The organism is Microbacterium sp. NPDC064584, from assembly GCF_040687315.1.
Classification (GTDB): Bacteria; Actinomycetota; Actinomycetes; order Actinomycetales; family Microbacteriaceae; genus Microbacterium; species Microbacterium lacus.
On record NZ_JBFBMZ010000007.1, the window covers coordinates 65,554 to 91,163 of the forward strand.

Consider the following 25,610-nt stretch of genomic DNA (forward strand, 5'->3'; position numbering starts at 1 on the left):
CCGGTCCCTTTGACCGTGAGACGACAACTGCACGTCGAGAGGGTGGGTGAACCCCATGGTCTCGACGTGCAGATGGCGTCTCACGGCTGCCGCGGGTGAAGTGTGTGGTTGACGATAGTGTGTGACGCACAGTACCGTGTGGGGCATGAGCGAAACCGAGGCACTCGAAACGCATCTGCAGGAGCTGCGGCGGGGGACCGTCGTGCTGGCCTGCCTGCGGCTGCTGCACGTGCCCGGATACGGGTACGGGCTCCTCGAGGAGCTGAGCACCCGTGGCTTCGAGACGGACGCCAACACGCTCTACCCCCTGTTGCGTCGCCTCGAGAAGCAGGGGCACCTCACCAGCGAGTGGAACACCGAGGACGCGCGACCGCGCAAGTTCTACCGCACGAGTGAGGCGGGAGCGCGCCTTGCCGCAGCCCTCGCCACCGACTTCCACGCGATCGCCGCGGCGATCGATGACCTTCCGGAGGACTGACATGAACGACACCGACCTGATCGACCGCTACGTCTACGCCGCGACCCGGAGCGTGCCCGAGCGTCAGCGCCGCGACGTCGCCGACGAGCTGCGAGCCTCGATCCGCGACCAGATCGACGATCGTGCCGCCTCCGGCGAGGATCTGCGCACGGCCGAGCGCGCCGTCCTCCTCGAACTCGGCGACCCCGACAAGCTGGCGGCCGGGTTCAGCGACCGCCCCGCGTACCTGATCGGACCGCGGTACTACTTCGAATGGTGGCGACTGCTCAAGCTCCTGCTCTGGATCGTCGTGCCGATCGCCGCCCTCGGTATCGCGCTCGGGCAGGTGCTGAGTGGCGCCGGCGTGGGCGACATCTTCGCCGGCGCGACTGTCGGCGCGCTCGCGGTGGCGCTGCACGTCTGCTTCTGGACGACCCTCGTCTTCGCGATCCTCGAGCGCAGCCCGGATGCCGCAGCACGGGCAGACCGTGGCGTACGTGGCACGCCGTGGCCGCAGTGGACGCTCGAGCAGCTGCCCGACCCCCGCCCGGCGGGCCTCGGCGTCGGTGACCTCGTGGCCTCGCTGGTCTTCCTCGGGATCGCCGCGATCGCGGCGGTCTGGGACCAGCTGGTGGGCTTCGTCCGCACGGACAGCGCGCCGCTGCCCGTTCTCAACCCCGACCTCTGGCCGTGGGGCATCGCGTTCCTGTTGGTGCTGATTGCGGCCGAGGCGATCTTCGCGGTCGTTCTGCACCGTGCGCGGCGCTGGACCTTCGCCCTCGCGGTCACGAACGCCGTGCTCGCGCTGGCCTTCGCGGCTCCCGCGCTGCTGCTGCTCCTGCAGGGCGAACTGCTCAACCCGGCGTTCTTCGACGAGGTCATCCCGGCGGATTCGTCGGCTGAAGTGTTCCGGGTGACCGCGGTCGTCACCGGCTGCGCGATCATCGGCATCGCCGGGTGGGACATCGTCGACGGTGGCCTCAAGGCCTGGCGGTCGCGCCGGATCACGGCATCCGATTCGCCGTCCGGGCGCCGCGGCCGCCGCGCCGGCTCCTAGGCTGGAGCAATGCCCCTTCTCGACACTCCGGTGCGCCTCGGCGTCCAGATCCAGCCCCAGCACGTCACCTATCCGCAGATCCGCGACGCGGTCCTGCGTCTGGAGGAGATGGGGGTGGACATCCTCTTCAACTGGGACCACTTCTACCCGCTGTACGGCGACCCCGACGGCCTGCACTTCGAGTCGTGGACGATGCTCGCCGCGTGGGCGGAGCAGACCGAGCGCGTCGAGTTCGGTGCGCTGGTCAACTGCAACAGCTACCGCAACCCCGACCTGCAGGCCGACATGGCCCGCACGATCGACCACATCAGCGCGAAGGACGGCGGTGAAGGCCGGTTCATCTTCGGGACCGGGTCCGGATGGTTCGAGAAGGACTACGCGGAATACGGCTACGAGTTCGGAACCGCGGGTTCGCGCCTGAACGACCTCGCCGAAGGACTCGAGCGCGTGCACGCCCGCTGGGACGTGCTGAACCCCGCGCCGACCCGCAAGATCCCGGTGCTGATCGGCGGCAAGGGGGAGCAGAAGACTCTGCGGCTCGTCGCCCGCTACGCGGACTACTGGCACAGCTTCGTCACTCCCGAAGAGCTGCCGCACAAGCTCTCGGTCATCCAGAAGTGGGCCGACCAGGAGGGCCGCGACACGTCCGACCTCGTGCTCTCGAACGAGCTGAAGGACCGCGACCAGGCTTTCGCCGACCGGCTGTTCGACGGTGGCGTGCGCCTGTTCACGGTCGGCTTCCCCGGGCCGGACTTCGACTACGACGCGATCCGTCGCTGGCTCGCATGGCGGGACGCGAAGAACGGCTGAGACGCGGTCGCCGTGTGACGCCGGCCCCGAGACGGCGTCATCGGCGCCGATAGAATCGCGCGGGTGACCGCCCGATCCGCTGCGCCCCGCTTCGATCTCGACATCGACGGGATTCCGCGGACGGAGCGCGCCGAACTGCTGCTGCAGACCCTCCGCGAGCGCGTCGTGATCGCCGACGGCGCGATGGGCACGCAGCTGCAGGAGCACGACCCGACGCTGGAGGACTACCGGCAGCTCGAGGGCTGCAACGAGATCCTGAACGTGAGCCGCCCCGACATGATCGGGGCGATCCACGACGCCTACCTCGCGGTCGGCGTCGATGCGGTCGAGACGAACACGTTCGGGGCGAACTGGTCGAACCTCGGCGACTACGGCATCGAGGACCGCATCACCGAGCTCGCCGAAGCCGGCGCCCGCATCGCCCGCGAGCGGGTCGAGGCGGCCGAGGGCCGTGACGGACGCGTCCGGTGGGTGCTCGGGTCGATGGGGCCGGGGACGAAGCTGCCCAGCCTCGGGCACACGACGTACGACCACCTGAAGCGCACTTTCGCCGAGCAGGCGGTCGGGCTCATCGACGGCGGGGCGGATGCGTTCCTCGTGGAGACCTCGCAGGATCTGCTGCAGACCAAAGCCGCGGTCAACGGCTGCAAGCAGGCGATCGTCGAGCGCGGCATCCGCCTGCCGATCTTCGTCGAGGTGACCGTCGAGACCACCGGCACGATGCTCATGGGCAGCGAGATCGGTGCGGCGCTGACCGCCCTCGAGCCGCTCGGGGTCGACGCGATCGGCCTGAACTGCGCGACCGGACCCGCCGAGATGAGCGAGCACCTCCGGCACCTGTCGAAGCACTCGAGCGTGCCCGTCGCGTGCATGCCCAACGCCGGGCTGCCCGTGCTCACCGCACACGGCGCGCACTACCCGCTTTCTCCCGACGAGCTCGCGACCGCGCACGAGCAGTTCGTGCGGGAGTTCGGACTGGGTCTGATCGGCGGATGCTGCGGCACGACCCCCGCGCACCTGAAGGCCGTGGTCGATCGGCTGCGACCGGTCGGTGCGCCGTCTCCGCGCACGCCCGCGGCCGAGCCGGGCGTCGCGTCGCTGTATCAGCACGTGCCGTTCGCGCAGGATGCCGCGTACCTCGCGATCGGCGAGCGGACGAATGCGAACGGATCCAAGGCGTTCCGCGAGGCCATGCTCGAGGGGCGGTGGGACGACTGCGTCGAGATCGCGCGCGGGCAGATCCGCGTCGGCGCGCACCTGCTGGACGTCTGCGTGGACTACGTCGGCCGCGACGGCGTGGCCGACATCCGCGAGGTCGTCTCGCGCTTCGCCTCGGCATCCACTCTTCCGCTCGTGATCGACTCGACCGAGCCCGCCGTGATCCGCGCGGGCCTCGAGCTGATCGGCGGCAGGCCGGTGGTGAACTCCGTGAACTACGAGGACGGAGACGGGCCCTCGTCGCGCTTCGGACGCATCATGCCGCTCGTGAAAGAGCACGGTACCGCGGTCATCGCGCTCACGATCGACGAGCATGGCCAGGCCCGCACCGCGGCCGACAAGGTGCGGATCGCCTCGCGCCTGGTCGACGCGCTCGTCGGCGAGTGGGGGATGCGGGTCGAGGACATCATCGTGGACTGCCTGACCTTCCCGATCGCGACCGGGCAGGAGGAGACGCGGCGCGATGCGATCGAGACGATCGAAGCGATCCGGCAGATCTCGGCGAAGTACCCCGGGATCCAGACGACGCTCGGTGTCTCGAACGTCTCGTTCGGGCTCAACCCCGCCGCGCGGAGCGTGCTGAACTCGGTGTTCCTGCACGAGGCCGCCGAGGCGGGGCTGACCTCGGGCATCATCGACGCCGCCAAGATCGTGCCGCTCGCCTCGGTCCCGGACGACCGGCGCAGGGTCGCGCTCGATCTCGTCTGGGACCGCCGGGAGTACGACGCGGACGGCACCCTCACCTATGACCCGCTCGCGGCGATGCTCGACCTGTTCGACGGCGTCGACAGCGCCGCGCTCAAGGACCAGCGTGCCGCCGAGCTCGCGGCGCTCCCGGTGAACGAGCGGCTCGAGCGGCGCATCATCGACGGCGAGGCCAAGGGTCTCGAGGAGGATCTCGACCTCGCGCGCGAGGGCGGGCTCAGCGCGCTGCAGATCATCAACGACCACCTCCTGGAGGGCATGAAGGTCGTCGGCGAGCGGTTCGGATCGGGCGAGATGCAGCTGCCGTTCGTGCTGCAGTCCGCCGAGGTCATGAAGACCGCGGTCGCGCTCCTGGAGCCGCACATGGAGAAATCCTCCGCGGCCGGAAAGGGGACGATCGTGCTCGCCACCGTGCGGGGCGACGTGCACGACATCGGCAAGAACCTCGTCGACATCATCCTCACGAACAACGGCTACGACGTGATCAACCTCGGCATCAAGCAGCCGATCGCCGACATCATCGCCGCGGCCGAGGAGCACGACGCCGACGTGATCGGCATGTCGGGGCTGCTCGTGAAGTCCACGGTCGTGATGAAGGAGAACCTGCAGGAGCTGCAGTCGCGCGGCCTGGCGAAACGGTGGCCGGTGATCCTGGGCGGTGCGGCGCTCACTCGGGCCTACGTCGAGGACGATCTCGCCTCGCTGTTCGACGGAGAGGTGCGCTACGCCCGCGACGCGTTCGAGGGGCTCGCGCTCATGGAGCCGCTCGTGAAGATCGCGCGTGGGGCATCGCCGTCGGAGGTCGGCCTGCCGGCCCTCAAGAAGCGGATCCACGCCGCCGGGGCGCGACTCACGCTCACCGAGCCGGAGGCCATGCCCGGTCGTTCGGACGTGGCCTCCGACAACGCCGTGCCGGCGCCGCCGTTCTGGGGAACCCGGATCGTCCGCGGCGTGGCGCTCGCCGACTACGCCGCGTTCCTCGACGAGCGGGCGACGTTCATGGGGCAGTGGGGACTCAAGCCCGGTCGCGGGGAGGACGGTCTCACGTACGAGCAGCTCGTCCAGAACGAGGGTCGGCCGAGGCTGCGGTACTGGCTCGACCGGATCCTCGCGGAGGGGATGCTGGACGCGTCGGTCGCGTACGGGTACTTCCCCGTCGTGGCGGAGGGCGAGGATCTGGTGGTGCTGCACCACGGCGACGACCCCGCCGGTGCGCTCGGCGTGCCGGGGCTGCTCGCGCCGGACGGCGGATCGGGCGGAGCGGTCGGCGCCGACCGTCTGCGATTCACGTTCCCCCGGCAGCGCCGCGACCGCCACTTGTGCCTGTCGGATTTCGTGCGCTCACGCGGATCCGGCCAGATCGACGTCCTGCCCGTGCAGCTCGTGACCGCGGGTGCCCACATCGACACCGTGACCGCCAGGCTCTTCTCGGAGGACCGCTACCGGGACTACTACGAGCTGAACGGACTCGTGATGCAGCTGACCGAAGCCCTCGCGGAGTTCTGGCACGCCCGCATCCGATCGGAGCTCGGCTTCGCGGGCGAGGACCCGACCGACACGGCGGGCCTGTTCAAGCTGCAGTACCGGGGTGCGCGCTTCTCGCTCGGGTATCCCGCGTGCCCCGACATGGAGGACCGGCGGAAGGTCGTCGAGCTGCTGCGGCCCGAGCGCATGGGGGTCGAGCTCAGCGAGGAGCTGCAGCTGCACCCCGAGCAGTCCACGGACGCGTTCGTGTTCCACCACCCCGAGGCGAAATACTTCTCGGTCTGAGATCGCGGTCAGCGCAGCGCGGGCGCGGGGATCGCGGTCGGCGCGGTGACGGGCTTCGCGCGGCGCAGAGCCGTGAGCACGGGACGGCCGATGATCAGGATGCCGAGCACGGTCGTCAGCGCGCGCAGGGTGTCCCACGTCAGCGTCGAGGTCACGAGCGTGTACACGAGGAAGCTCGCGAGGTTCTGCCCGACCGGTGCACCGGCCTCGTACGAGATACCTGCCCCTGCGCCGACCGCGAAGGGCCAGAACCACAGGTTCATGATGAGCCCGAACGCATACGACGCGGCGATGCCGTAGAGGCACAGCATCCCGATCTCGGCTCTGCCGCGCAGCCGCGGGAGGAGTCCGGCGCCCGCGCCGACCCAGGCGCACGCGAACATCTGGAACGGCGTCCAGGGTCCGATCCCGCCCCACATGAGGGAGGACAGGCCGATCGTGAGGATGCCGAGGAGCAGTCCGAAGCGCGGCCCGAAGGCCCGCCCGGCGAGGATCAGCAGGATGAACACCGCCTCGACGCCGCCGACGCCCGTGCCGGCGATCCGGATCGCGGCACCGATCGCGGCCAGGGTGCCCAGCAGCGCGAGGCTGTGCGCGGAGCGCACCGTGCCGTCCAGCAGCGCGAGCACCAGCAGCGCCGCCACCGGAACCAACGCGACCGCGATGACCGGCGCAGCCGCCTGCGCCTGCGCGGGAAGCGCGGCAGCCAGGAGGGGCCATGCGAAAGCGGCCAGGGCGACCAGGTTCACCGCGAGCAGGCCGATCACCGGCAGCCGCGACCGGTCGACCGGCGTCCCCCCGATGCCGAATTCAGGCCGGTTCCGCACCGGGCTGTCATCGCTCGCGGAACCCAGGGGCGCACCGACCGGAATGCCCTCAGCCTGGATCCGGCATCGAGGGGTGGGGGGTACCGGGTCGCCGAGGCGCCCGCCGGCGATCGGCAGGAGCCGGTGCGCGATCGCGTCGGCGAAGGCGCGGTCGTGCGTGGCGATCACGACCGCGGTGCCGCCCTCGGCGAGGTCGGCGAGGGTGCGGGCGAGAAGATCGCGGGCACGCGCATCCAGTCCGCGGGTCGGCTCGTCCACCATGAGCACCTGTGGAGCGCGGGCGAGCTGCAGAGCGACGGCGAGCACGCGGCGCTCGCCGTCGGAGAGATCGCGCGGATGCTGCTCCGCCCGCGGTCGGCTGCCGGCATCTGCGTCGAGGAACCGCGCGAACCGGCCCAGGGTCGTCCCGACCGGCAGGTGCGCCCGCCGGTCCGCGCGCCGGCATTCGTCGCGGACGGTGTCGCAGAGGAAGAGGTCATCCGAGGCGTCCGGCACGAGCGCGACGACGCCCTTGGCGTGGACCTCAGCGCGCCCCGGCAGGGCGAGGGCGGTCAGGAGGCTCGACTTCCCCGCTCCGTTCGGCCCGACCACCGCAACGATCTCGCCCGCTGCGACGTCGATCGCGGCGCCCTGCACCGCCACCCGATCCCCGTGCCGCACGGTCAGCTCCGCCGCCCGGAGGGCCACGTCTCCGCGTGGCGGGGAGGGCGTTCGCACCGGGTCGGTCACTGCGGATGCCGGTGAACCGTCGATCACGAGCCCTTCGTCCGTGATCGTGAGCCATCGATCGGCCACGCCACCCAGTTCTGTTCCGCGGTGCTCCGCCACCACGACGCACATGCCCGCCCGGTGCGCAAGGTCGGCGAGGAGACCCACGATCCGCGCCCGGGAGGCGACGTCGAGGTCGGCGAGTGGCTCGTCCACGAGCAGCAGGACGGGCTGCTCGACGATCGCGGCCGCGACCGCGACGAGCGTCGCCTCGCCGGCCGACAGCCCGGACAGCCGCCGATCCAGCAGCGCGGTGATCCCCACGCGATCGGCGACCTCTGCCACCCGCGCGCGGATGATCTCCGGCGCGACGCCGCGCAGGCTCAGCGAGAGACCGATCTCGTCGCAGACCCGTTCGGTCGTGAACGCCTCACGCGGATGCTGCAGCACGACGCCGACGAGTCGCGCCATGTCGCGCGGCGGCACGTTCGACCGGTCGTGTCCGGCGACGGTGACGAGGCCGGCCGCGGTTCCGCCGTCCAGGTGCTGGTGCACTCCGCTGAGCGCGCGGAGAAGGGTCGTCTTCCCTGATCCCGTCTGTCCCGTGAGCACGGTCAGCGTCCCCGGCGCGAGCCGGAGGTCCGACGCACGGACGATCGTGCGCCCGTGGTGCCCGATCTCGGCATCCCGCACCACGACGGGACGCGCGCAATCGCCCTCACGCGGTACGCCCGCCAGCCCCCGCAGCTCGAGCGCCGCGGCGACCGCGGTCGCGCGTTCGAGCGTGCGCTGCAGCAGCGGCGCGAGCATGCGCACCCGGGCCCGCTCGCCGCGCAGCCGCTGGGCGGAGCGCACCGCGCGCACCCCGTCGACCAGAGCGGGAAGCGTCGCCCATGCCACCGCGAGCGTCCGGGCGATGCCGCGGAGGGGGCCGCCGCGTGCACCCCGCCCGAACAGGCGCGAGATGTCCACGATCGCGTTCAGCAGGCCGAAGACGAGGATCACGAGCGCGATCGGGATCGCGCTCGCAGCGGCATCCCACAGGCCCTGCGTCGTGGCGGGCCCGAACATCACCACATGCCCGAACGGCGGAGGCAGACGCAGTTCGGGGAGCGGAAGCACGACCTGTCCCGCCCCGTCCGCCCCGTGGAACAGCACGCGGTACACGACCCGCACCACGACGAACCCGGCGGCGAGGACGGCCGCCGCTTTCAGCGGTGCGGGGCGGAGGGTCATGCTCAGGGGGAGGCGGGCTCGCCGTTCAGGGTGAACAGGAGCTCGAGCGTGTCGCCGGGCTCGAGCGCAAGGGTCGACAGGCCCTCCTGCGCGTAGTCCCACTCGCCGCCGGCGGGCTTGACCCACAGCGCCCAATAGGCGAACGCGGCCGGCATCGACGCGCATTCCTCGCGATAGTCCGACCCGTCTTCCGCGGTCAGCACGAGATCGGCGGCAGGGACGCCGTCCACGCGGCAGACGACCTGATCGCCGTACTCATCGGTCCCCTCGACCGGGATGCGAGCGAGGTCGAGCGCATCAGAGCCGACGATCGTCTCCTCGGTCGGCACGCACCAGGTCGCCGACGCCTCGTCCGCGTCGCCGAGCGCAGCAGCGTCGACGATCACCGTGACGCCTTCGGAGTCTTCGCACGTTCCCGCGAACGCCGGGATCACGATGTCGGCGGAAGCGGTCGGCGGTGCTGTCCCTCCGTCGGCGCATCCGGCGAGGGCCGCGACCAGCAGCGCGGCGGCGGTCACGGACAGCAGACGAGGCACGGAAGTCACCGGATCAGCGTAGGCGAGCGCGCCCCGGGCCGCCGCCGGATGACGTAACCCCCGCGCGTAGGCTGGGCGCGTGAGTGTTTCCGAGCTGTTCGACGAGAACGAATGGATGCCGGCCCCCGGGTCCGACGCGTACACCGACATCACCGCGCACGTCTCGCGCGACGGCCGGATCGCGAGAATCGCCTTCGACCGTCCCGAAGTGCGCAACGCCTTCCGTCCGCACACCGTCGACGAGCTCTTCCGGGCGCTCGACATCGCGCGCCAGGACGCCCGGATCGGGGTCGTCCTGCTCACCGGCAACGGCCCGAGTCCGAAGGACGGGGGCTGGGCGTTCTGCTCCGGCGGCGACCAGCGCATCCGCGGGCGTTCGGGCTATCAGTACACGGGCGACGATCGCGACCCGTCGCAGTCCGCGCTCGGACGCCTGCACATCCTCGAGGTGCAGCGGCTCATCCGCTTCATGCCGAAGGTCGTGATCGCGGTGATCCCGGGGTGGGCGGCGGGGGGAGGGCACTCACTGCACGTCGTGTGCGACCTGTCGATCGCGTCCGCCGAACACGGCCGCTTCAAGCAGACCGATGCGGATGTCGGCTCGTTCGACGCCGGATACGGCTCGGCGTACTTCGCCCGGCAGATCGGGCAGAAGCTCGCGCGGGAGGTGTTCTTCCTGGCCGAGGAGTACTCCGCCCAGCGCGCGTACGAGATGGGTGCCGTGAACCGGGTCGTGCCGCACGCCGAGCTCGAGCGTGAGGCGATCGCGATGGCGCGGACGATCCTGACGAAGTCGCCGACCGCGATTCGCATGCTTAAGTTCGCCTTCAACGCCGTGGACGACGGGATGGTCGGGCAGCAGGTCTTCGCCGGCGAGGCCACGCGGCTGGCGTACGGCACCGACGAGGCGGTCGAGGGCCGGGATTCGTTCCTCGAGAAGCGCGATCCGGACTGGTCGCCGTACCCCTGGCACTACTGATGCGCGGCGCCGTGTGCACAACTCCTCGGATTCGCGGAGCGGAGCCGCGATTCGTGCCTGCCGGGCGGCCTCGCCCCATGGATCTGCGGAGTTCTGCACGCCCATGAGGCTCGAACCGGTCACGGGACAGGACCCGCGCGAGATCCTGCGCGCCGTGCGCGGCGCGCTGCACGGCGCCGGTCCCGCCCTCGGCCTCGGGCTCTTCGGCGACGCGCCCGCCGAGGTGCCGGCCGGCACGGCGGTCGTGCTCACCACCTCCGGCTCGACCGGCGTCCCGAAGAGCGTGGTGCTCAGTCGGGACGCGCTCACGGCGAGCGCGCTGGCCACCGTCGACCGCATCGGCGACGGGACCTGGCTGCTCGCGCTGCCGGCGACGTACGTCGCGGGCCTTCAGGTGCTCGTCCGCTCGGTCGTCGCCGACCGCGAACCCGCCTGGCTCACCGGAGCCTTCACCGCGCAGGGCTTCGCTGCGGTCGCGGCGACCATGGTCTCGACGGTGCGGGGTGAGCGCGTACCCGCCTTCACGTCGCTCGTGCCCGCGCAGCTGTCGAAGCTGCTGGATGCCGCCGCCGACGACTCCGCCGTGCTCTCCGCGCTGCGCTCGTTCGAGGCGATCCTCGTGGGCGGGCAGGCGATCCCCGCGGCGATGCTCGAGCGGGCGACGGATGCCGGAGCCCGGGTGGTCCGCACGTACGGGTCCACGGAGACCAGCGGCGGGTGCGTATACGACGGCGTGCCGCTGCGCGGCGTGAACGTGCGCATCGAGGACGGCGAGGTCCGGATCGCGGGGCCCACGCTCGCGGACGGGTATCTCGGCGCTCCCGAGCGGACGGCCGAAGCCTTCGTCCGCGACGGCGACGGCACCCGGTGGTACCGCACCGGCGACGTCGGAGTGATCGAGCATGACGTGCTGCGCGTGCGTGGCCGCATCGACAACGTGATCGTCTCCGGCGGCATCAACGTGTCGCTGGACCGCGTCGAGAACGTGGTGCGCGGCATCCCGGGTCTGCAGTCCGCCGTGGTGGTCGGGGTGCCTGATCCGAAGTGGGGCGAGGCGTCCGTGGTCGTCGTGGCGCGCGGCGAGGCGCTCCGGCGCAGCGAGTCCACGCAGCTGGAGGCCGCCCGCAACGCTGTCGCCGCCGAGATCGGCGCGCACGCGCGGCCGGCCCGTCTCGTTCTGGTGGACGAGGTGCCCGCGCTCCCGAGCGGGAAGCCCGACCGGGAGGCGGTCAGGGCCGCGGTCGCCGCGTTCCACTGAGCGCAGGTCGCGCCGGTACCGAGGCCATAGGATGACTGCTCGTGGCAGGCACCCCCAGCAAGAAGCGCAAGCGTCCGGCTCCCCGCAAGAACACGCCCCGCGGCAATCCGCAGAAGGCCCACGTGTCCCGCGATCCACGGCACGTCGAGAAGGCGACCGTCGGTGACTGGATCGGCGCGGCCCGGCTGCGCACGCTGCCGCTCGCGGTCACGCCGGTTCTGATCGGCACGGGCGCGGCGATCCTGGTGGACGGGCTGTTCCACTGGGTGCTCGCGCTGCTGTGCCTCGTGGTCTCGGTGAGCCTGCAGATCGCGGTGAACTACGCGAACGACTACAGCGACGGCATCCGCGGCACGGACGATCATCGGGTGGGTCCCGCACGCCTGACGGCGTCGAAGAAGGCGTCTCCCCGCGCGGTGCTCGCCGCGGCCGGGATCTTCTTCGCGATCGCCGCCGCTGCGGGCCTCGCGCTCGTGATCCACAGCGCCCAGTGGTGGCTGCTGCTCGTCGGCGCGGTCTGCATCGCGGCGGCATGGTTCTACACCGGCGGCAAGCGCCCCTACGGCTACTACGGCCTCGGTGAACTGTTCGTGTTCGTCTTCTTCGGGCTCGTCGCCACGGTCGGGACGACGTTCGTGCAGGTGCTGTCCGTCCCGCAGGAGGCGTGGTTCGGCGGCGTCGGCGCGGGGCTCCTCGCGTGCGCGGTACTGCTGGCCAACAACCTGCGCGACATCGACCAGGATCGCGCGGCAGGCAAGCGCACGCTCACGGTGCTGATCGGCCGCCGCGGCACGCGTGTGCTGTTCACGGTCTTCGTACTCGTGCCGTTCGTGATCGCCGGGTATCTCGGGCTCTTCTACCCGATCGCGTGGCTCGCATTGCTCGGTCTGCTCGGAGCGCTTCCGGCGATCCTGATCGTCTGGACCTACCGGCTGCCGCGCGAGCTCGTCGTGGCCCTGAGCGTGACCTCGCTCACGTCACTCGCGTACGGTGCGTTCCTGCTCTGGGCGTTCGTCGGCTGAGTCGGTCGGCGGAGCCGGGTCGATGACCGCGTCCGCGGCGGCATCCTCGTCCTCTTCGTCGGTCGATGCCGACGTGTCTTTCGCGCGCCGTTCGGCGAGGCTCGTCGTGACCTCCGTCAAGGGTCGGCGCAAGAACAGCAGCGAAAGGCTCAACCCGATCAGCGCCGCGAAGATCGCAGCGAGCCAGTACAGGCTCTGGAACACCGGGAAAAGCATCAGGATGCCGAACGGCACCAGGAAGGCCAGGAGCCTCAACACCGTGTAGACGAGAGCGGAGCGGGCTTTCACCGTTCCATCGTAGGTCGGCGCAGACTCACGCCGAACGCATCTCGGTCCGGTCACAGCCTTCTGCCCGGACGGGGCCGCGTCGGCATAGCGCGCCTAGGATGGGAGATGTGACTCGGGTGCTGCTCATTCTGGCGCTGGTCCTGACCGCTTTCTGGGTCTACACCATCGTCGACTGCAGTGTGCAGCCCGCGAACCGGCACCGCGGCGTGAGCAAGCCGATCTGGATCCTCATCGTGGTCCTCGTCCCCGTCCTCGGCGGGTTGCTCTGGTTCGCCGTGGGCCGCGTCCGCAACTCCACGATCGCCGCGCGCCGCGCGCCCGACGACGATCCGGAGTTCCTCGAGAAGATCGGCACGCTGAGCGACCAGGACGAGCGCATCCGCCGCCTGGAGGAAGAGCTGGCGATGCTGGATGCCGAGGACGACGATCCGCGCTGGAACAGCCCCGGCGCGTCGACCGCCACGCCCGAGACTCCGCCGGCGACAGCCGAGACTCCGCCGAAGTCCGCCGAGCGCCCGACGGACGGCGACGACGACACCCGCGGCCAGCGCGGCGCCGTCGGCTGATCGTGCACGACCGCTCCGCGCCGGCGACCGACGCTGCGGCCGCTCTGCTGGGTGCGTTCGTCGAGCTCGGTATCCGCCACATCGTGGTGAGCCCCGGCTCGCGGTCGCAGGCGCTCGCGCTCGTCGCGGCCGAGCTCGAGAGGCTCGGCGCCGTGCGTCTGCACGTCCGCATCGACGAGCGGGTCGCGGGGTTCACCGCGCTCGGCATCGGCCGCGAGACGGGGATGCCGGCGGCGGTGATCTGCACGTCGGGGACGGCGGCGGCGAATCTGCTGCCCGCCGCGCTCGAGGCGCACCACTCCGGCGTCCCGCTGCTGCTGCTGACCGCGGACCGCCCGCCCGAGCTGCGCGGCGTCGGCGCGAACCAGACCACGCGCCAGCTCGGGATGTTCACGCCCAGTACACGGCTTGAAGCGGACCTGCCCGTTCCGGAGGCGGTGGATCCGGACGGCGACGGCGAGCAGAGCCTCATGCTGCGCCAGGTCGCCGCAGATGCCGTCACCGCGGCCCTCGACGAGGGGACGCGCGCGGCCGGCCCGGTGCACCTGAATCTGCCGTTCCGCGAGCCGCTCGGGGGAGTGATCCCGGGGTGGCTCGTGACACCCGTCGCCGAGCTGGACGCCGCCGTGACCGTCGACCCCGACGCCGCACCGGTGGACGAACCGGCGGACGAGGAGGCCTCCGGTGCCCTGTATCAGGGCGGCGGCGGCATCGGCGAGGCCGACCTGCCCGCCGAGCCCGACGAGCTGCCCTTCGTGCTGCCGCGCGGACCGCGCACGGTCGTCGTCGCCGGCGCCGACGCGGGACCGGATGCCGAGACCCTCGCCCACGCCGGCGGCTGGCCACTGATCGCCGAGATCGTGAGCGGTTCCCGGTTCGGACGGAACCTCGTGCACGGATATCGGCGGCTGCTGGCGGATCCGCAGCTCGGCGGGCGCATCGAGCGCGCCGTCGTGCTCGGGCACCCCACGCTCAGCCGCGAGGTGACCGCGCTCCTCTCCGATCCCGAGATCGAGGTCTTCGCGATGCGCGGACCCGGCGAGCCGCTGAACCTCAACGGCTCGACGACGGCACTCGATGCGATCGCGGTGCAGGTGGGGGAGGCGGACCGGGAGTGGCTCGGTGCGTGGGTGCAGGCGTCGCGCGCGGCATCCGTCGATCTGAGTCCGGCGGCGCCCGATGCCGACGGCCTGGCCTCCGGCGTCCCGGCCGAGCGGCTCGGTGCGATCCAGGCCGAGATGGCGGCGATCCGCGCGCCCTTGGACCGGCAGACCCTCGTGGATGCCGTGTGGCGGGCGACGTGGCCCCACGACCGGCTGTTCTTCGGGTCGTCGCGTCTCGTGCGCGTCGCCGACACTGTGCTCGGCGGCAAGAAGGTTCCGGTTCACAGCAATCGGGGGCTCGCGGGGATCGACGGCACGATCGCGACCGCGACCGGCATCGCGCTGGCGTCCCAGGACGGACCGGGCGTGACGCGCGTGCTGCTCGGAGACCTCGCGCTCCTGCACGACGTCGGCGCGCTGCTGCTGCCGCCGACCGAGGCCGAACCGCGGCTCCAGGTGATCGTCGGCAACGACGGCGGCGGCACGATCTTCGACTCGCTCGAGGTGCGCGATGTCGCGTCGGATGAGGCGATGGATCGCGTGCTGTACACGCCGCACACCGCGCGGCTGGAGCAGCTCGCTCTGGCGTACGGATGGGAGTACACCCGCGTGACGACCCGTGCCGCGTTGGATCAGGTGCTGACGGCGCCCGTCGGCGGGCGGCAGATCATCGAGGTTCCCCTGCCGCGCTGAACCTCGCTTTCGGCATGATGGGCTTCATGACCCAGAACAGCGAGAAGAACTGGACCGGCGAGGTCGCCGATCTGCTGCGCGTGCGCGAGGGATTCGTCCTGTCCGGCGTCGACCCCGACTCCACGCCGGGCTACGCAGACGAAAAGGATGCCGCGGCGCAGGATCTCGCCGCGGGCGCGGGCGACCTCGACGAACTGCAGGAGCGGCTGTATGCCCAGAGCCGCAGCGAGGTCTCCGACGCCTCGGTGCTGCTCGTGCTGCAGGCGATGGACTCCGCGGGAAAGGGCGGGATCATCCGGCACGTCGTCGGCTCGGTGGATCCGCAGGGTGTGCTGCTGACCGCGTTCAAGAAACCGACCGCCGAAGAGCTCGCCCACGATTTCCTGTGGCGCATCGAGAAGCGCGTCCCGCAGCCGGGCTTCATCGGCGTCTTCGACCGGTCGCACTACGAGGACGTGCTGATCGGCAAGGTGCGCGCCCTCGCCGCGCCCGAGGAGATCGAGCGGCGCTACGGCGCGATCAACGACTTCGAGAAGCGTCTCGCCGACAGCGGGACCCGGATCATCAAGGTCATGCTGCACATCTCGTACGAGGAGCAGGGTGAGCGGCTCATGGAGCGGCTGGACCGCCCCGACAAGCACTGGAAATACAATCCGGGCGACGTCGACGAGCGCGCACGGTGGCCGCACTACATGGATGCGTATCAGACCGTGTTCGAACGCACCTCGACCGCGCACGCGCCGTGGTTCGTCGTGCCGGCGAACCGCAAGTGGTACGCGCGTCTCGCGGTGCAGCACCTCCTGCTGGGCGCTCTGCGCGGCATCGACCCGCAGTGGCCCGTCGCGACGTTCGACGTCGCGGCCGAGAAGGCGCGGCTCGCGGCGACCTGAGCGCGCGCGGGTCTGCAGAACTCCACGGATCGGCCACCCCGGAGGCGTCGGGAACCGCGCACACGTCGATTCCTCACGCGATTCCGTGGAGTTCTGCAGTCGTGCCTATGGTGGGTCGGTGAGCCACCGCACCGACGCCGTCCGTGAGATCGCCGACCGCTACGTCGCGGAGCTCGCGACGCACGAACCCGACGCCGCGCAGGCGGCGGGCCTCCCGAATCCGCGGCCCCTCCCCGACATCGGGCCGGACTGGCTGCAGCGAAAGTACGCCCTGCAGGGCGAGGTCCTCGGCGAACTCGCGGCGCTGCCGACCGATGCCGGCGACCAGACTCTGCGCGCGGCGCTCACCGAGCGGCTCGAGCGCGAGCGTCTCCTCTTCGACACCGGATTCACCCCCCGCCTCGTCGCCGGGCTCGCGACCCCCGTGCACCTGATCCGCTACGCCGTCGAGGGGCTGACGGTGACGCCGGATGCCGCCGGCGAGAGCCTCGTGCAGCGTCTGGAGGCCGTGCCGGACGGGGTCGCGCAGTACATCGCGGCGTTGCGCTGGGCGCGCGACCACGCCACCCGCTTCACGGGGACCGGCGTCGCACCGGTGCGGCAGCTCGACACGCTCGCCGAGCAGATCGACCTGTGGATCGAGGCCGACTGGTTCGGCTCGGTCCCGATCGCCGAGGGCGTGGACTCCGACATCCGCGCGCGCGTGCGTGCCTCCGCCGACCGGGCGAACGGCGCGCTCGCCGATCTCGTCGACGTGCTTCGCGTCGAGCTGCGGCCAGCCGCCCCGACGACAGACGGCGTGGGCGCGCAGGTCTACGCCGATCTCGCCGCCGCGATGCTCGGCGCCCGCATCGACGTCGCCGACACGTACGCGTACGGCTGGCGCGAGCTCGAGCGCCTGGTCGCCGAAGCCCGCGCGCTCGCCCGCGACCTGGGCGGCACGGGTGACGACCCGGTGCGCAGCGTCGCCGCACAGCTCGATGAAGATCCCCGGTATCGGTTGGACGGCGTGGCGGCGATCCGGGACTGGCTGGAGCAGCGCGTGACCGAGACGACCGACGCCCTCGCCGGCGCGTTCGACCTGCCATCCGGCATCCGTCATGTCGAGTGCGTGGTGGCAGAGGCCTCGAGCGGCGTCGTGTACTACACGCCCGCACCGCCCGACGGCTCGGCGCCGAGCCGGATCGTGTGGACGATCCCGAGCGGTGTGCCGGTCGCGGCGACGTGGCAGGAGGTGACGAGCGTCCACCACGAGGGGCTGCCGGGCCATCACCTGCAGTTCGTCGTGACCGCGTCCGATCCGGACCTGCACCCCTGGCAACGACACTTGTGCCACATCCACGGCTATGCGGAGGGGTGGGCGCACTACGCCGAGCAGCTCTCCGACGAGCTCGGGCTCATCCGCGACCCGGCCGAGCGTCTCGGGCTGCTGCTCGGACAGATCTGGCGCTCGGTGCGGATCGTCGCCGACATCGGCCTGCACACCGACTTGCCGGTCCCGCCGAACACGCTCGTTCCCGACGCCGCGTGGACGCCCGAGTTGGCACAGCGGATGCTGGCCGATCTCGCCCTCGTGGAGCCCCACCTCGCGGGCTTCGAGGTCGACCGCTATCTCGGCTGGCCCGGCCAGGCGCTCGCGTTCAAGGTCGGCGCGCGGCTGTGGGACGAGGCCCGCGCCGCGCGCGCGACGGTGGACGGCGATGCGTTCGACCTGCGCGAGTTCCACCGCGCGGCTCTTGCCCTCGGACCCATGGGCCTCGAGCCGCTGCGAGCGCGACTGCTCGCCTGAGCTCAGTCGCGCAACTGCGGGAGCACCTCGCGGCCGAGCAGCGCGATGCCCTCGGCGGATTCCGCGCCGTGCGGCGTGCCGAACTCGATGCGGTCGACGCCGGCATCGATCAGCAGCCGGCACTGCGCGGCGATGTCGGCCGGAGTGCCCGCGAAGCAGAACAGGTCGAGCACGTCCCGCGGGATCAATCGGCCCGCTCCCGCGTCATCGCCGTCGGCGAGTCGGGCGCGGATCGCCGGCAGCAGATCCTCGGGCAGCTCCACGGTCGGATCGAGCGCGGCGATCACATCCAGGTACATCGCCACTTCGCGCCGGGCGAGCGCTCGCGCGGCATCCCCGTCGCGATCGACGACGGTCACCGCGCCGAGCACGACGCCGACGGCATCCGACGGCCGGCCGGCGCGCGCCAGGCCGCGTGCCAGCCGCGAGCGCACGACCGCGACCATGGCCGGGTTCGCGCTGCCGCCGATCTTGATCTCGTCGGCGACCTCGCCGGCGAGGGACATGCCGAGCGGGCCCCACGATCCGATCAGGATCGGCGCGCGCGACCGCGCCACCGGGTACCGCAGCCGCACACCCTGCTCGACGCGGAACACCTCGCCCTCGTACCCCGCGCCCTCGCCCGAGAGCAGCGCCTGGATCACGCCGACCGCGTCGCGCAGGTGCGCGATCGGCTTCGGATCGTCCAACCCGATCGCCGACAGCCACGACCCCCGCGCGAGTCCGAGGTAGGCGCGGCCGGCGGACGCGGCATCCACCGCGGCGAACTGACCCGCGATCTCGTACGGATGCAGCGTGTACGGGTTCCAGCACGCGCACCCCAGCCGCACCCGCGAGGTCGCCCCCGCCATCTCCAGGAGCGCCCCGATCGGCGGCTGGTAGAGCAGGTCGGAGAACACGCTCACGCCGTCGAAGCCGACGTCCTCGGCGAGCCGGGCGAGCTGCGCGTACGAGCCGGGCGCCTTGTCGGTCTGCAGGCCGAGCGAGACCTCGACGCGGCTCACGTGAGGTCGTCCGTGGCGATCGAGCGGATGCCGGTCCGCACGATCCGCATGATCAGACGCTCTTCTGGATCGGGGCAGGCGACCAGGTCGTCGCGCTCGAGCCAGTCGCCGGGGGGCAGCTTCCGCTGCTTCGCGGGAAGCAGGGGGAGGACGGCCTGCAGCGCGTACAGGCAGAAGTGCCCGCCGTCCGGGAGACACAGGCGGCTGCTCTCGACGAGGTCGATGTGGTCGCCGACCTTCAGGCCGCACACCGAACGCCCCTCGATGCGCTCGACGATCACGCTCAGGTCGTACAGCTCGGTCCGGTCGTCGGTCATCTCCGTGCCCCTGTCCGGCCGGCGTCGTCGCGGACGACGACCCCACCCTTCATCACGAGGTCGATCCCGCGCAGCGCCGCGATGTCGGCGGAGGGATCGGCGGGCATCGCGATCAGGTCGGCGAAGCGGCCCGGGGCGAGGACGCCGACCCGGTCGTCCGCGTCGAGCCATCGGGCGGGCGCGGCGGTGGCCGCGTGCACGACGCCGGATGCCGCCAGCCCGCCGGCCTGCATGTGCTCGAGTTCGCGCACCACGGCGCTCGTGCCCTCGAAATCCCAGAACGGCGGCATGTCGCTGCCGAGCAGGACGTCGACGCCGGCCTCGAGTGCGTACCGGTAGGACGCGAGGTGACGGGGTCCCGCGCCGAGCGAGCGCTCCTGCATCCACGGCGGCACGCCGAGGTCGTCGAAGAACGCGCCCGCGCGCGTCACGACGAGCGTCGGAACGAGGGCCACACCGCGCGCGGCCATCACCGCCGCGACCTCGGGCGTCAGCTCGTAGCCGTGCTCGACGCAGTCCAGGCCCAGCTCGATCGCCTCCGCGATGATCGCGGCGGGACCGGCGTGCGCGGTGACCTTGCGTCCCCACGCGTGTGCGGTGGAGATCGCCGCGGCCATCTCGTCCCGTGTGAGCTGGGGAGTGGTGATCTGCTCGTGCTCGCCGGCGATGCCGCCCGAGATCATGAGCTTGATGAGGTCGGCGCCGGTTTTGACCTGACTGCGCACGCCGCGCGCGAACGCGTCCGCGCCGTCGCACTCCACGGTGTCGTCGGCGTCGTGGCCGTGCCCGCCCGTGCAGCAGAGCGCCCGGCCGGCGGTGAAGATCCGCGGCCCCGGCACATGTCCCGCCTCGATCGCACGGCGGAGCGCGAAGTCCGCTCCCCCCTTCTCGGCCACGCACCGCACGGTGGTCACACCCGACAGCAGGGTCCGGCGAGCGCCGTCGGCCATGTGAAGGGCGAGTTCGTGCGGCTCAAGCGCGCTGACCTCGTCGCCGCCCGGCCCGGGAAGCGAGAGCGAGAAGTGCGTGTGCATGTTGATCAGACCCGGCATGACGTACGCGCCGCCGAGGTCGGTCGCGTCGGGACCGGCGTCCGCCTGCGGCACGATCTCGGCGATGCGGCCGTCGCGGACCACGATCGCGAGGCCCTCCTGCACGTCGGGCGTGATGCCGTCGATCAAGCGCAGGTTCGCGAGCACCGCATCACCGCGGGTCGGCAGGGACGGCACCGCACCGCTCATGCGAGGGCGTCCACGATCGGGCGGAACTTCACGCGGGTCTCGAGCATCTCGGACTCGGGGTCGCTCCCGGCGACGATGCCGGCGCCGGCGTGGGCGCGCAGTGGGATGCCGTCGCCCGACGACCCCTCGAGATCGAACTGCGCGCAGCGCAGCGCGATCGCCCACTCGCCGTCGCCGTTCGCGCCGACCCACCCCACCGGGCCGGCATAGCGACCCCGGTCGAACGGCTCGAGCCGGCGGATCACCGCGATGGCGGAATCCGTCGGCGTGCCCGCGACCGCGGCCGTCGGGTGCAGTGCCGCCACGAGATCCAGGGCTGACGCGCCTCCGCTCAGGTCGCCTTCCACGTCGGTGGCGAGGTGGAACACGTTCGGAAGCTTGAGGAGGAACGGCTGCTCGCTCGCCGCGAGCGCGCTCGTGTGCGGACGCAGCGCCGAAAGCACGCTCTGCACGGCGTACAGGTGTTCGTCCTGGTCCTTCGCGCTCGTGGCGAGAGCGAGCGAGGCCTCGGTGTCGGCATCCGCATCCGCGCCCCGGGCGGTCGTTCCGGCCAGGACGCGCGCGGTCACTGTTCCCCCCGAGACCGTGACGAGCGTCTCAGGGCTCGCGCCGATGAGTCCGTCGACCGCGAACGTCCAGCAGTCGGGATACCCGGTGGCGAGCGCACGCGCCAGACGCCGCAGGTCGGACCCCGCCGGGAGCGACCCTGCGAGGTCGCGGGCGAGGACGACCTTGCTGACTTCGCCGGACGCGATCGCGGCGAGTCCGCCGCGGACGGCATCCTGGTATCCGCTCGGGTCGAGCGCGCCGGGGCCGAGCGTCGCCGACCAGTGTGGACCGTACTCGGTGCGCGCGGGGGAGATGTCGCTGAGGTCGTCGCCGACGTGCGTGATGCGGGTCACCCAGGACCGCCCGCCGCGGCGACCCACCACGAGCCACGGCACGCTCAGGATGCTGCGGGCCGATGACTGCGGATCGAAGGCGAACGAGCCGAAGGCGATGAGTCCGGTGCCGGGGAGCCCTATCGGGTCATCGATTTCGGCATCCGCCGCGACAGCACGCCACCAGTCCGCGAAGCCGGCCTCGGCGGGGCCACCCGCGCCGATGAAGCTCGTCGTCTCGCCGAGTGCGGCCATGACGTCGCCGCGACGGTTCCAGTAGGTCGGGTGCGAGGGGGAGGTGTAGGAGAGCACGTCCTCGAGCGGGTCGATCTCCCGGGTCACCACCCGAAGCCGCGGTGCGGGCGGGAGGCGCGGGTCGGTCACCGCTCCAGCCTAGGGTCGGCGGGGCGGTCCGGGGTGTGCCCCCGCGTTCGGCCGCGGACCACCACGGCGTCCGGAGCCGGTCATAAGCTGAACCGTGATGAGCACTGAACCCGACCGTCCTGCCCCGGGCACACCCGTGCTCTTCCGGTGGCGCAAATGGGACGGCAGCGCGCACTGGGTGCACGAATGCGTCTACCTCGGCAGCGACCGCTGGGGCGACTGGGTCGGTCAGCGAGCGGGGTGGCGCAGCCACCGGCCGGAGCGCGACTACCAGGTGGACGGCGACAACGTCACGCTCATCCCGCCGAGCGGGCAGTACGCGCTCACGGTCAATGTCGCACCACCGGCGACGTACCGCATCTACATCGACCTCGGGTGGGACGTGCGGTGGGAGGAGCGCGACGGACAGCGCGGTCCCTACGGCATCGACATGGATCTCGACGTCGTCAGCGCCGTCGATGGGCGCGGCATCTGGATCGATGACCGTGACGAGTGGGACGAGCATCGCGTCGCCTACGGCTACCCGCTGCACATCGTCACCGAGCTCGAGGACGTCGCGATCGATCTGGAGCAACAGGTGCGGGCGGGCACCCCGCCGTTCGACGATGCGACCGCCGACGGATGGCTCCGGCGCCTGGCCGCTCTGGATCTGCCCGACCGTAGACTTGGGGAGTGATCCCCGAACCTCCGCACACCCGCGCCGACCTGCAGAAGGACCCTGCGCGCGTGAGCGGCATGTTCGACCAGGTCGCCAAGAACTACGACCGCACGAACACCGTGCTGAGCATGGGCAACGACCGCTTCTGGCGGGCTGCGACTCTGCGTGCGGTCGCTCCGAAGCCCGGCCAGCGGATCCTCGACCTCGCAGCGGGGACGGGTGCGAGCTCTGTCGCGCTCGCGCGCAGCGGCGCCGAGGTCGTCGCGGCCGACTTCTCGCCGGGCATGATCGCGGAGGGCCGACGTCGCTACGGTGCGGGGTCCGCGGGCGGCGGCATCCGCAATCTGTCGTTCGTCGAAGCCGACGCGACCGCCCTGCCGTTCGGTGATGACGAGTTCGACGCTGTGACGATCTCGTTCGGGCTGCGCAACGTGAACGAGCCGAAGAAGGCGCTCGCCGAGATGCTGCGGGTCACCAAGCCCGGCGGCAGGCTCGTGGTGTGCGAGTTCTCGCACCCCCCGTCGCGGTCGTTCGAGGGGCTGTACCGCTTCTACAACGACCGCGTGCTGCCCGTCGTCGCGAAAGCGGTCAGCTCGAACGCCGACGCGTACGACTATCTGAACGAGTCGATCCGCGACTGGCCCGACCAGCGCACCCTCGCGACCTGGATCCGCGAGGTCGGCTGGATCGGTGTGGCGCACCGCAACCTCTCGATGGGGATCGTCGCGTTGCACCGGGCCACCAAGGCCCCCGATAGGCTGGGCGGGTGACTCCCTCAGCGCAGGGCTCGCGCGTAGCGGGCAAGCTGGGCCTCACCGACCGCACATTCGCCGGTCCCCGCTCCCGCAAGCTCCGCAAGGCCGTCGATGCGGGCCTGATCGAGGTCGACCGCGTGCTCGCGGAAGAGCTGCGCATGACCGACCAGATCGCCGACGCGGCGAGTCGCTACCTCTACGAGGCGGGCGGCAAGCGCGTCCGGCCGATGCTCGCCCTCATCACCGCGCAGCTCGGCGACGGGGCGAACGAGAACGTCGTCCTCGGCGCGACGGCGCTGGAGATGACCCACCTCGGAACGCTGTATCACGACGACGTGATGGATGCCGCGGACAAGCGCCGCGGTGTTCCCAGTGCCCACGCCGTATGGGGCAACAGCGTCGCGATCCTGACCGGAGACCTGCTGTTCTCACGCGCGAGCCAGATCATGGCGCGCCAGGGCGACCGGGCGATCCGGCTGCAGGCCGACACGTTCGAGCGCCTCGTGCTGGGCCAGATGCACGAGACGGTGGGCCCGCAGGAAGGGGAGGACCGCGCCGCGTTCTACCTCAAGGTGCTCTCGGACAAGACCGGGTCGCTCATCGCCGCGGCTGCCCAGTCCGGCGTGATCTTCTCGAACGCCCCCGAGGAATTCGAGCAGCCGCTCGTGCTCTTCGGCGAGAAGGTGGGTGTCGCGTTCCAGCTGCTGGACGACGTGATCGACCTCTCCGCCGATCCCGACGAGACCGGCAAGGTGCCCGGCACGGATCTGCGGGCGGGCGTTCCGACGATGCCGTACCTCGTGCTCGGACAGCGGACGGATGCCGATTCCATCGCCCTCCGCGAGCGCATCGACGAGGGCGTCGAGCGCATTTCCGCGGGGGAGGACCCCGCGATCCTCGACGACGAACTGGCCGATCTCCGCCGGCACGACGCCACGCAGGCGACCCTCGACCTCGCCCACGCCTGGTCGAACGAGGCGATCGCGGCGCTCGCGCCCCTGCCGGACGGGGCCGTCCGCGAGGCGCTCACACGCTTCGCCCAGGCCGTCGCAGACCGCTCCTCCTGAAAGGACACCACATGACCAAGCTCAGGCTGGCCATCGTCGGTGCAGGACCGGCGGGCATCTATGCCGCCGACATCCTGCTGAAAGCTGAACGCAAGTTCGACGTGTCGATCGACCTGTTCGAGCAGCTCCCCGCTCCGTACGGCCTCGTCCGCTACGGCGTCGCCCCCGATCACCCCCGCATCAAGGGGATCATCACGGCGCTGCGCGAAGTTCTCGACCGCGGCGACATTCGCCTGTTCGGCAATGTGCGATTCGGCGAGGACATCACGCTGGAAGACCTCAAGCGCCACTACAACGCCGTGATCTTCGCGACCGGCGCGACAAAGGACTCCTCGCTGGACATCCCCGGCATCGAGGCGACGGGGTCCTACGGGGCCGCGGACTTCGTCAGCTGGTTCGACGGTCACCCCGACGTGCCCCGCGAGTGGCCTCTGGAGGCGGCATCCGTCGCGGTCATCGGCAACGGCAACGTCGCGCTGGATGTCTCCCGCATGCTCGCCAAGCACGCGGAGGACCTGCTGCCCACCGAGATCCCCGAGAACGTATACGAGGGCCTCAGGGCCTCGCCGGTCACCGATGTGCACGTGTTCGGGCGCCGCGGTCCGGCGCAGGTGAAGTTCACCCCGCTCGAGCTTCGTGAGCTCGGCGAACTGCGTGATGTCGACATGGTCGTCTACGACGAGGACTTCGACTACGACGACGCGTCGCGCGCCGCGATCGCGAGCAACAAGCAGGTCATGGTGATCGACCGTGTGCTGCAGTCGTGGCGCAAGCGCGATTCGGTCAACAACGCCGGAGGGACGGCATCCCGTCGCCTGCACCTGCACTTCTACGCGAAGCCGCTCGAGGTCGTCACGGATGCCGAGGGCCGCGTGTCCGCGTTCCGCTGGGAGCGCACGCGGCCGGACGGCGAGGGCGGGGTGATCGGCACCGGCGAGATCCGTGAGGTCCCGATCCAGGCCCTGTACCGGGCCGTCGGCTATTTCGGTTCGCCGCTGCCCGGCATCCCGTTCGACAAGCGCCACGGCGTCATCCCGAACCACGAAGGCCAGGCGTTGCGCAAGGACTCGAACGACCGCGTGCCGGGCGTCTACGCGACCGGCTGGATCAAGCGCGGGCCCGTGGGCCTGATCGGGCACACGAAGTCGGATGCGATGGAGACGGTGCGCCACCTCATCAACGACCAGGGATCCTGGTGGCAGCCGGCGGATCCGTCGGAGGAAGCGATCCCCGCACTTCTCGCCGAGCGCGGCGTGCGCTGGACCGACCTCGACGGCTGGCACCGGCTCGACGAGCACGAGGTCGCCCTCGGTGCGCCGCACGAGCGTGCGCGCATCAAGGTCGTACCGCGCGACGAGATGGTGCGGGTCTCGCGCGGAGAGTGACCCCGC

At 71.3% G+C, this 25,610-nt stretch carries 22 protein-coding genes; 15 read left to right on the plus strand and 7 right to left on the minus strand.

Features of this window, described 5'->3' with window-relative positions; translation table 11 throughout:
• Positions 1-145: 145 nt before the first annotated feature.
• The 4 genes from AB0P18_RS11230 (at position 146) to metH (ending at position 6,017) form a co-directional block, all read left to right on the plus strand.
• Positions 146-478 carry a helix-turn-helix transcriptional regulator gene (locus AB0P18_RS11230; protein ID WP_344055511.1) on the plus strand — a complete coding sequence of 111 codons (333 nt, stop codon included), beginning with the start codon at positions 146-148 and terminating at the stop codon, positions 476-478.
• Position 479: 1 nt separating this feature from the next.
• On the plus strand, positions 480-1,514 hold the full coding sequence (locus AB0P18_RS11235; RefSeq protein ID WP_363360085.1) for a permease prefix domain 1-containing protein: 1,035 nt from the start codon (positions 480-482) through the stop codon (positions 1,512-1,514).
• 9 nt (positions 1,515-1,523) lie between these two features.
• The gene (locus AB0P18_RS11240; protein ID WP_344055509.1) at positions 1,524-2,324 is read left to right on the plus strand and encodes an LLM class F420-dependent oxidoreductase; all 801 of its coding nucleotides are present in this window, start codon (positions 1,524-1,526) and stop codon (positions 2,322-2,324) included.
• Between the two features lie 63 nt (positions 2,325-2,387).
• Positions 2,388-6,017, plus strand: a complete 3,630-nt coding sequence (metH, locus tag AB0P18_RS11245; protein WP_363360086.1) for a methionine synthase — start codon at positions 2,388-2,390, stop codon at positions 6,015-6,017.
• An 8-nt stretch (positions 6,018-6,025) separates the two neighbouring features.
• Here metH and AB0P18_RS11250 read toward each other — a convergent pair whose 3' ends face one another.
• The gene (locus tag AB0P18_RS11250; protein ID WP_363360087.1) at positions 6,026-8,788 is read right to left on the minus strand and encodes an ATP-binding cassette domain-containing protein; all 2,763 of its coding nucleotides are present in this window, start codon (positions 8,786-8,788) and stop codon (positions 6,026-6,028) included.
• A 2-nt stretch (positions 8,789-8,790) separates the two neighbouring features.
• The gene (locus AB0P18_RS11255; RefSeq protein ID WP_363360088.1) at positions 8,791-9,333 is read right to left on the minus strand and encodes a hypothetical protein; all 543 of its coding nucleotides are present in this window, start codon (positions 9,331-9,333) and stop codon (positions 8,791-8,793) included.
• A 70-nt stretch (positions 9,334-9,403) separates the two neighbouring features.
• On the opposite strand from AB0P18_RS11255, the gene AB0P18_RS11260 reads away from it, so the two are divergent.
• The 3 genes from AB0P18_RS11260 to AB0P18_RS11270 all read left to right on the plus strand — a co-directional run bounded on the left by AB0P18_RS11260 (position 9,404) and on the right by AB0P18_RS11270 (position 12,583).
• Positions 9,404-10,303 carry a 1,4-dihydroxy-2-naphthoyl-CoA synthase gene (locus AB0P18_RS11260; RefSeq protein WP_363360089.1) on the plus strand — a complete coding sequence of 300 codons (900 nt, stop codon included), beginning with the start codon at positions 9,404-9,406 and terminating at the stop codon, positions 10,301-10,303.
• 103 nt (positions 10,304-10,406) lie between these two features.
• On the plus strand, positions 10,407-11,561 hold the full coding sequence (locus AB0P18_RS11265; protein ID WP_363360090.1) for an AMP-binding protein: 1,155 nt from the start codon (positions 10,407-10,409) through the stop codon (positions 11,559-11,561).
• Positions 11,562-11,602: 41 nt separating this feature from the next.
• Positions 11,603-12,583 carry a 1,4-dihydroxy-2-naphthoate polyprenyltransferase gene (locus tag AB0P18_RS11270; protein ID WP_344055503.1) on the plus strand — a complete coding sequence of 327 codons (981 nt, stop codon included), beginning with the start codon at positions 11,603-11,605 and terminating at the stop codon, positions 12,581-12,583.
• On the opposite strand, the gene AB0P18_RS11275 is transcribed toward AB0P18_RS11270, so the two are convergent.
• Complete coding sequence (locus AB0P18_RS11275; protein ID WP_344055502.1) at positions 12,539-12,871, minus strand: DUF4229 domain-containing protein; 333 nt, start codon at positions 12,869-12,871, stop codon at positions 12,539-12,541. The genes AB0P18_RS11270 and AB0P18_RS11275 overlap by 45 nt on opposite strands.
• Before the next feature lie 98 nt (positions 12,872-12,969).
• Between AB0P18_RS11275 and AB0P18_RS11280 the strand changes: the two genes are divergently transcribed.
• The 4 genes from AB0P18_RS11280 (at position 12,970) to AB0P18_RS11295 (ending at position 17,912) form a co-directional block, all read left to right on the plus strand.
• A complete protein-coding gene (locus tag AB0P18_RS11280; protein ID WP_363360091.1) occupies positions 12,970-13,437 on the plus strand; it encodes a PLD nuclease N-terminal domain-containing protein in 468 nt (155 codons plus the stop codon).
• A 2-nt stretch (positions 13,438-13,439) separates the two neighbouring features.
• The gene (gene menD, locus AB0P18_RS11285; RefSeq protein WP_363360092.1) at positions 13,440-15,233 is read left to right on the plus strand and encodes a 2-succinyl-5-enolpyruvyl-6-hydroxy-3-cyclohexene-1-carboxylic-acid synthase; all 1,794 of its coding nucleotides are present in this window, start codon (positions 13,440-13,442) and stop codon (positions 15,231-15,233) included.
• 26 nt (positions 15,234-15,259) lie between these two features.
• Positions 15,260-16,123, plus strand: a complete 864-nt coding sequence (locus tag AB0P18_RS11290; RefSeq protein WP_363360093.1) for a PPK2 family polyphosphate kinase — start codon at positions 15,260-15,262, stop codon at positions 16,121-16,123.
• Positions 16,124-16,241: 118 nt separating this feature from the next.
• A complete protein-coding gene (locus AB0P18_RS11295) occupies positions 16,242-17,912 on the plus strand; it encodes a DUF885 domain-containing protein (protein ID WP_363360094.1) in 1,671 nt (556 codons plus the stop codon).
• A 2-nt stretch (positions 17,913-17,914) separates the two neighbouring features.
• Here the strand turns inward: AB0P18_RS11295 and AB0P18_RS11300 are convergent, their stop codons facing one another.
• From AB0P18_RS11300 to AB0P18_RS11315, 4 genes are read right to left on the minus strand one after another with little or no spacing between them, the layout of a single operon-like run.
• Entirely contained in the window at positions 17,915-18,916 is a 1,002-nt protein-coding gene (locus AB0P18_RS11300) for an LLM class flavin-dependent oxidoreductase (protein ID WP_363360095.1), read from the minus strand.
• The gene (locus AB0P18_RS11305; protein ID WP_363360096.1) at positions 18,913-19,233 is read right to left on the minus strand and encodes a TIGR04076 family protein; all 321 of its coding nucleotides are present in this window, start codon (positions 19,231-19,233) and stop codon (positions 18,913-18,915) included. The genes AB0P18_RS11300 and AB0P18_RS11305 overlap by 4 nt, the downstream gene beginning before the upstream one ends.
• Positions 19,230-20,474 (minus strand): amidohydrolase family protein, encoded by a 1,245-nt coding sequence (locus AB0P18_RS11310; RefSeq protein ID WP_363360097.1) that lies wholly within the window; start codon positions 20,472-20,474, stop codon positions 19,230-19,232. The genes AB0P18_RS11305 and AB0P18_RS11310 overlap by 4 nt, the downstream gene beginning before the upstream one ends.
• Positions 20,471-21,739 carry an isochorismate synthase gene (locus AB0P18_RS11315; RefSeq protein ID WP_363360098.1) on the minus strand — a complete coding sequence of 423 codons (1,269 nt, stop codon included), beginning with the start codon at positions 21,737-21,739 and terminating at the stop codon, positions 20,471-20,473. Before AB0P18_RS11315 ends, AB0P18_RS11310 begins: the two co-directional genes overlap by 4 nt.
• Before the next feature lie 97 nt (positions 21,740-21,836).
• On the opposite strand from AB0P18_RS11315, the gene AB0P18_RS11320 reads away from it, so the two are divergent.
• The 4 genes from AB0P18_RS11320 to AB0P18_RS11335 are packed head-to-tail and all read left to right on the plus strand — an operon-like array spanning position 21,837 to position 25,604.
• Positions 21,837-22,415 carry a hypothetical protein gene (locus AB0P18_RS11320; protein WP_344055493.1) on the plus strand — a complete coding sequence of 193 codons (579 nt, stop codon included), beginning with the start codon at positions 21,837-21,839 and terminating at the stop codon, positions 22,413-22,415.
• Complete coding sequence (locus tag AB0P18_RS11325) at positions 22,415-23,167, plus strand: demethylmenaquinone methyltransferase (protein ID WP_344055878.1); 753 nt, start codon at positions 22,415-22,417, stop codon at positions 23,165-23,167. Before AB0P18_RS11320 ends, AB0P18_RS11325 begins: the two co-directional genes overlap by 1 nt.
• The gene (locus AB0P18_RS11330; protein WP_344055492.1) at positions 23,164-24,219 is read left to right on the plus strand and encodes a polyprenyl synthetase family protein; all 1,056 of its coding nucleotides are present in this window, start codon (positions 23,164-23,166) and stop codon (positions 24,217-24,219) included. The genes AB0P18_RS11325 and AB0P18_RS11330 overlap by 4 nt, the downstream gene beginning before the upstream one ends.
• Positions 24,220-24,230: 11 nt before the next feature.
• On the plus strand, positions 24,231-25,604 hold the full coding sequence (locus tag AB0P18_RS11335) for an FAD-dependent oxidoreductase (RefSeq protein WP_363360099.1): 1,374 nt from the start codon (positions 24,231-24,233) through the stop codon (positions 25,602-25,604).
• The last annotated feature ends 6 nt before the right edge of the window (positions 25,605-25,610 follow it).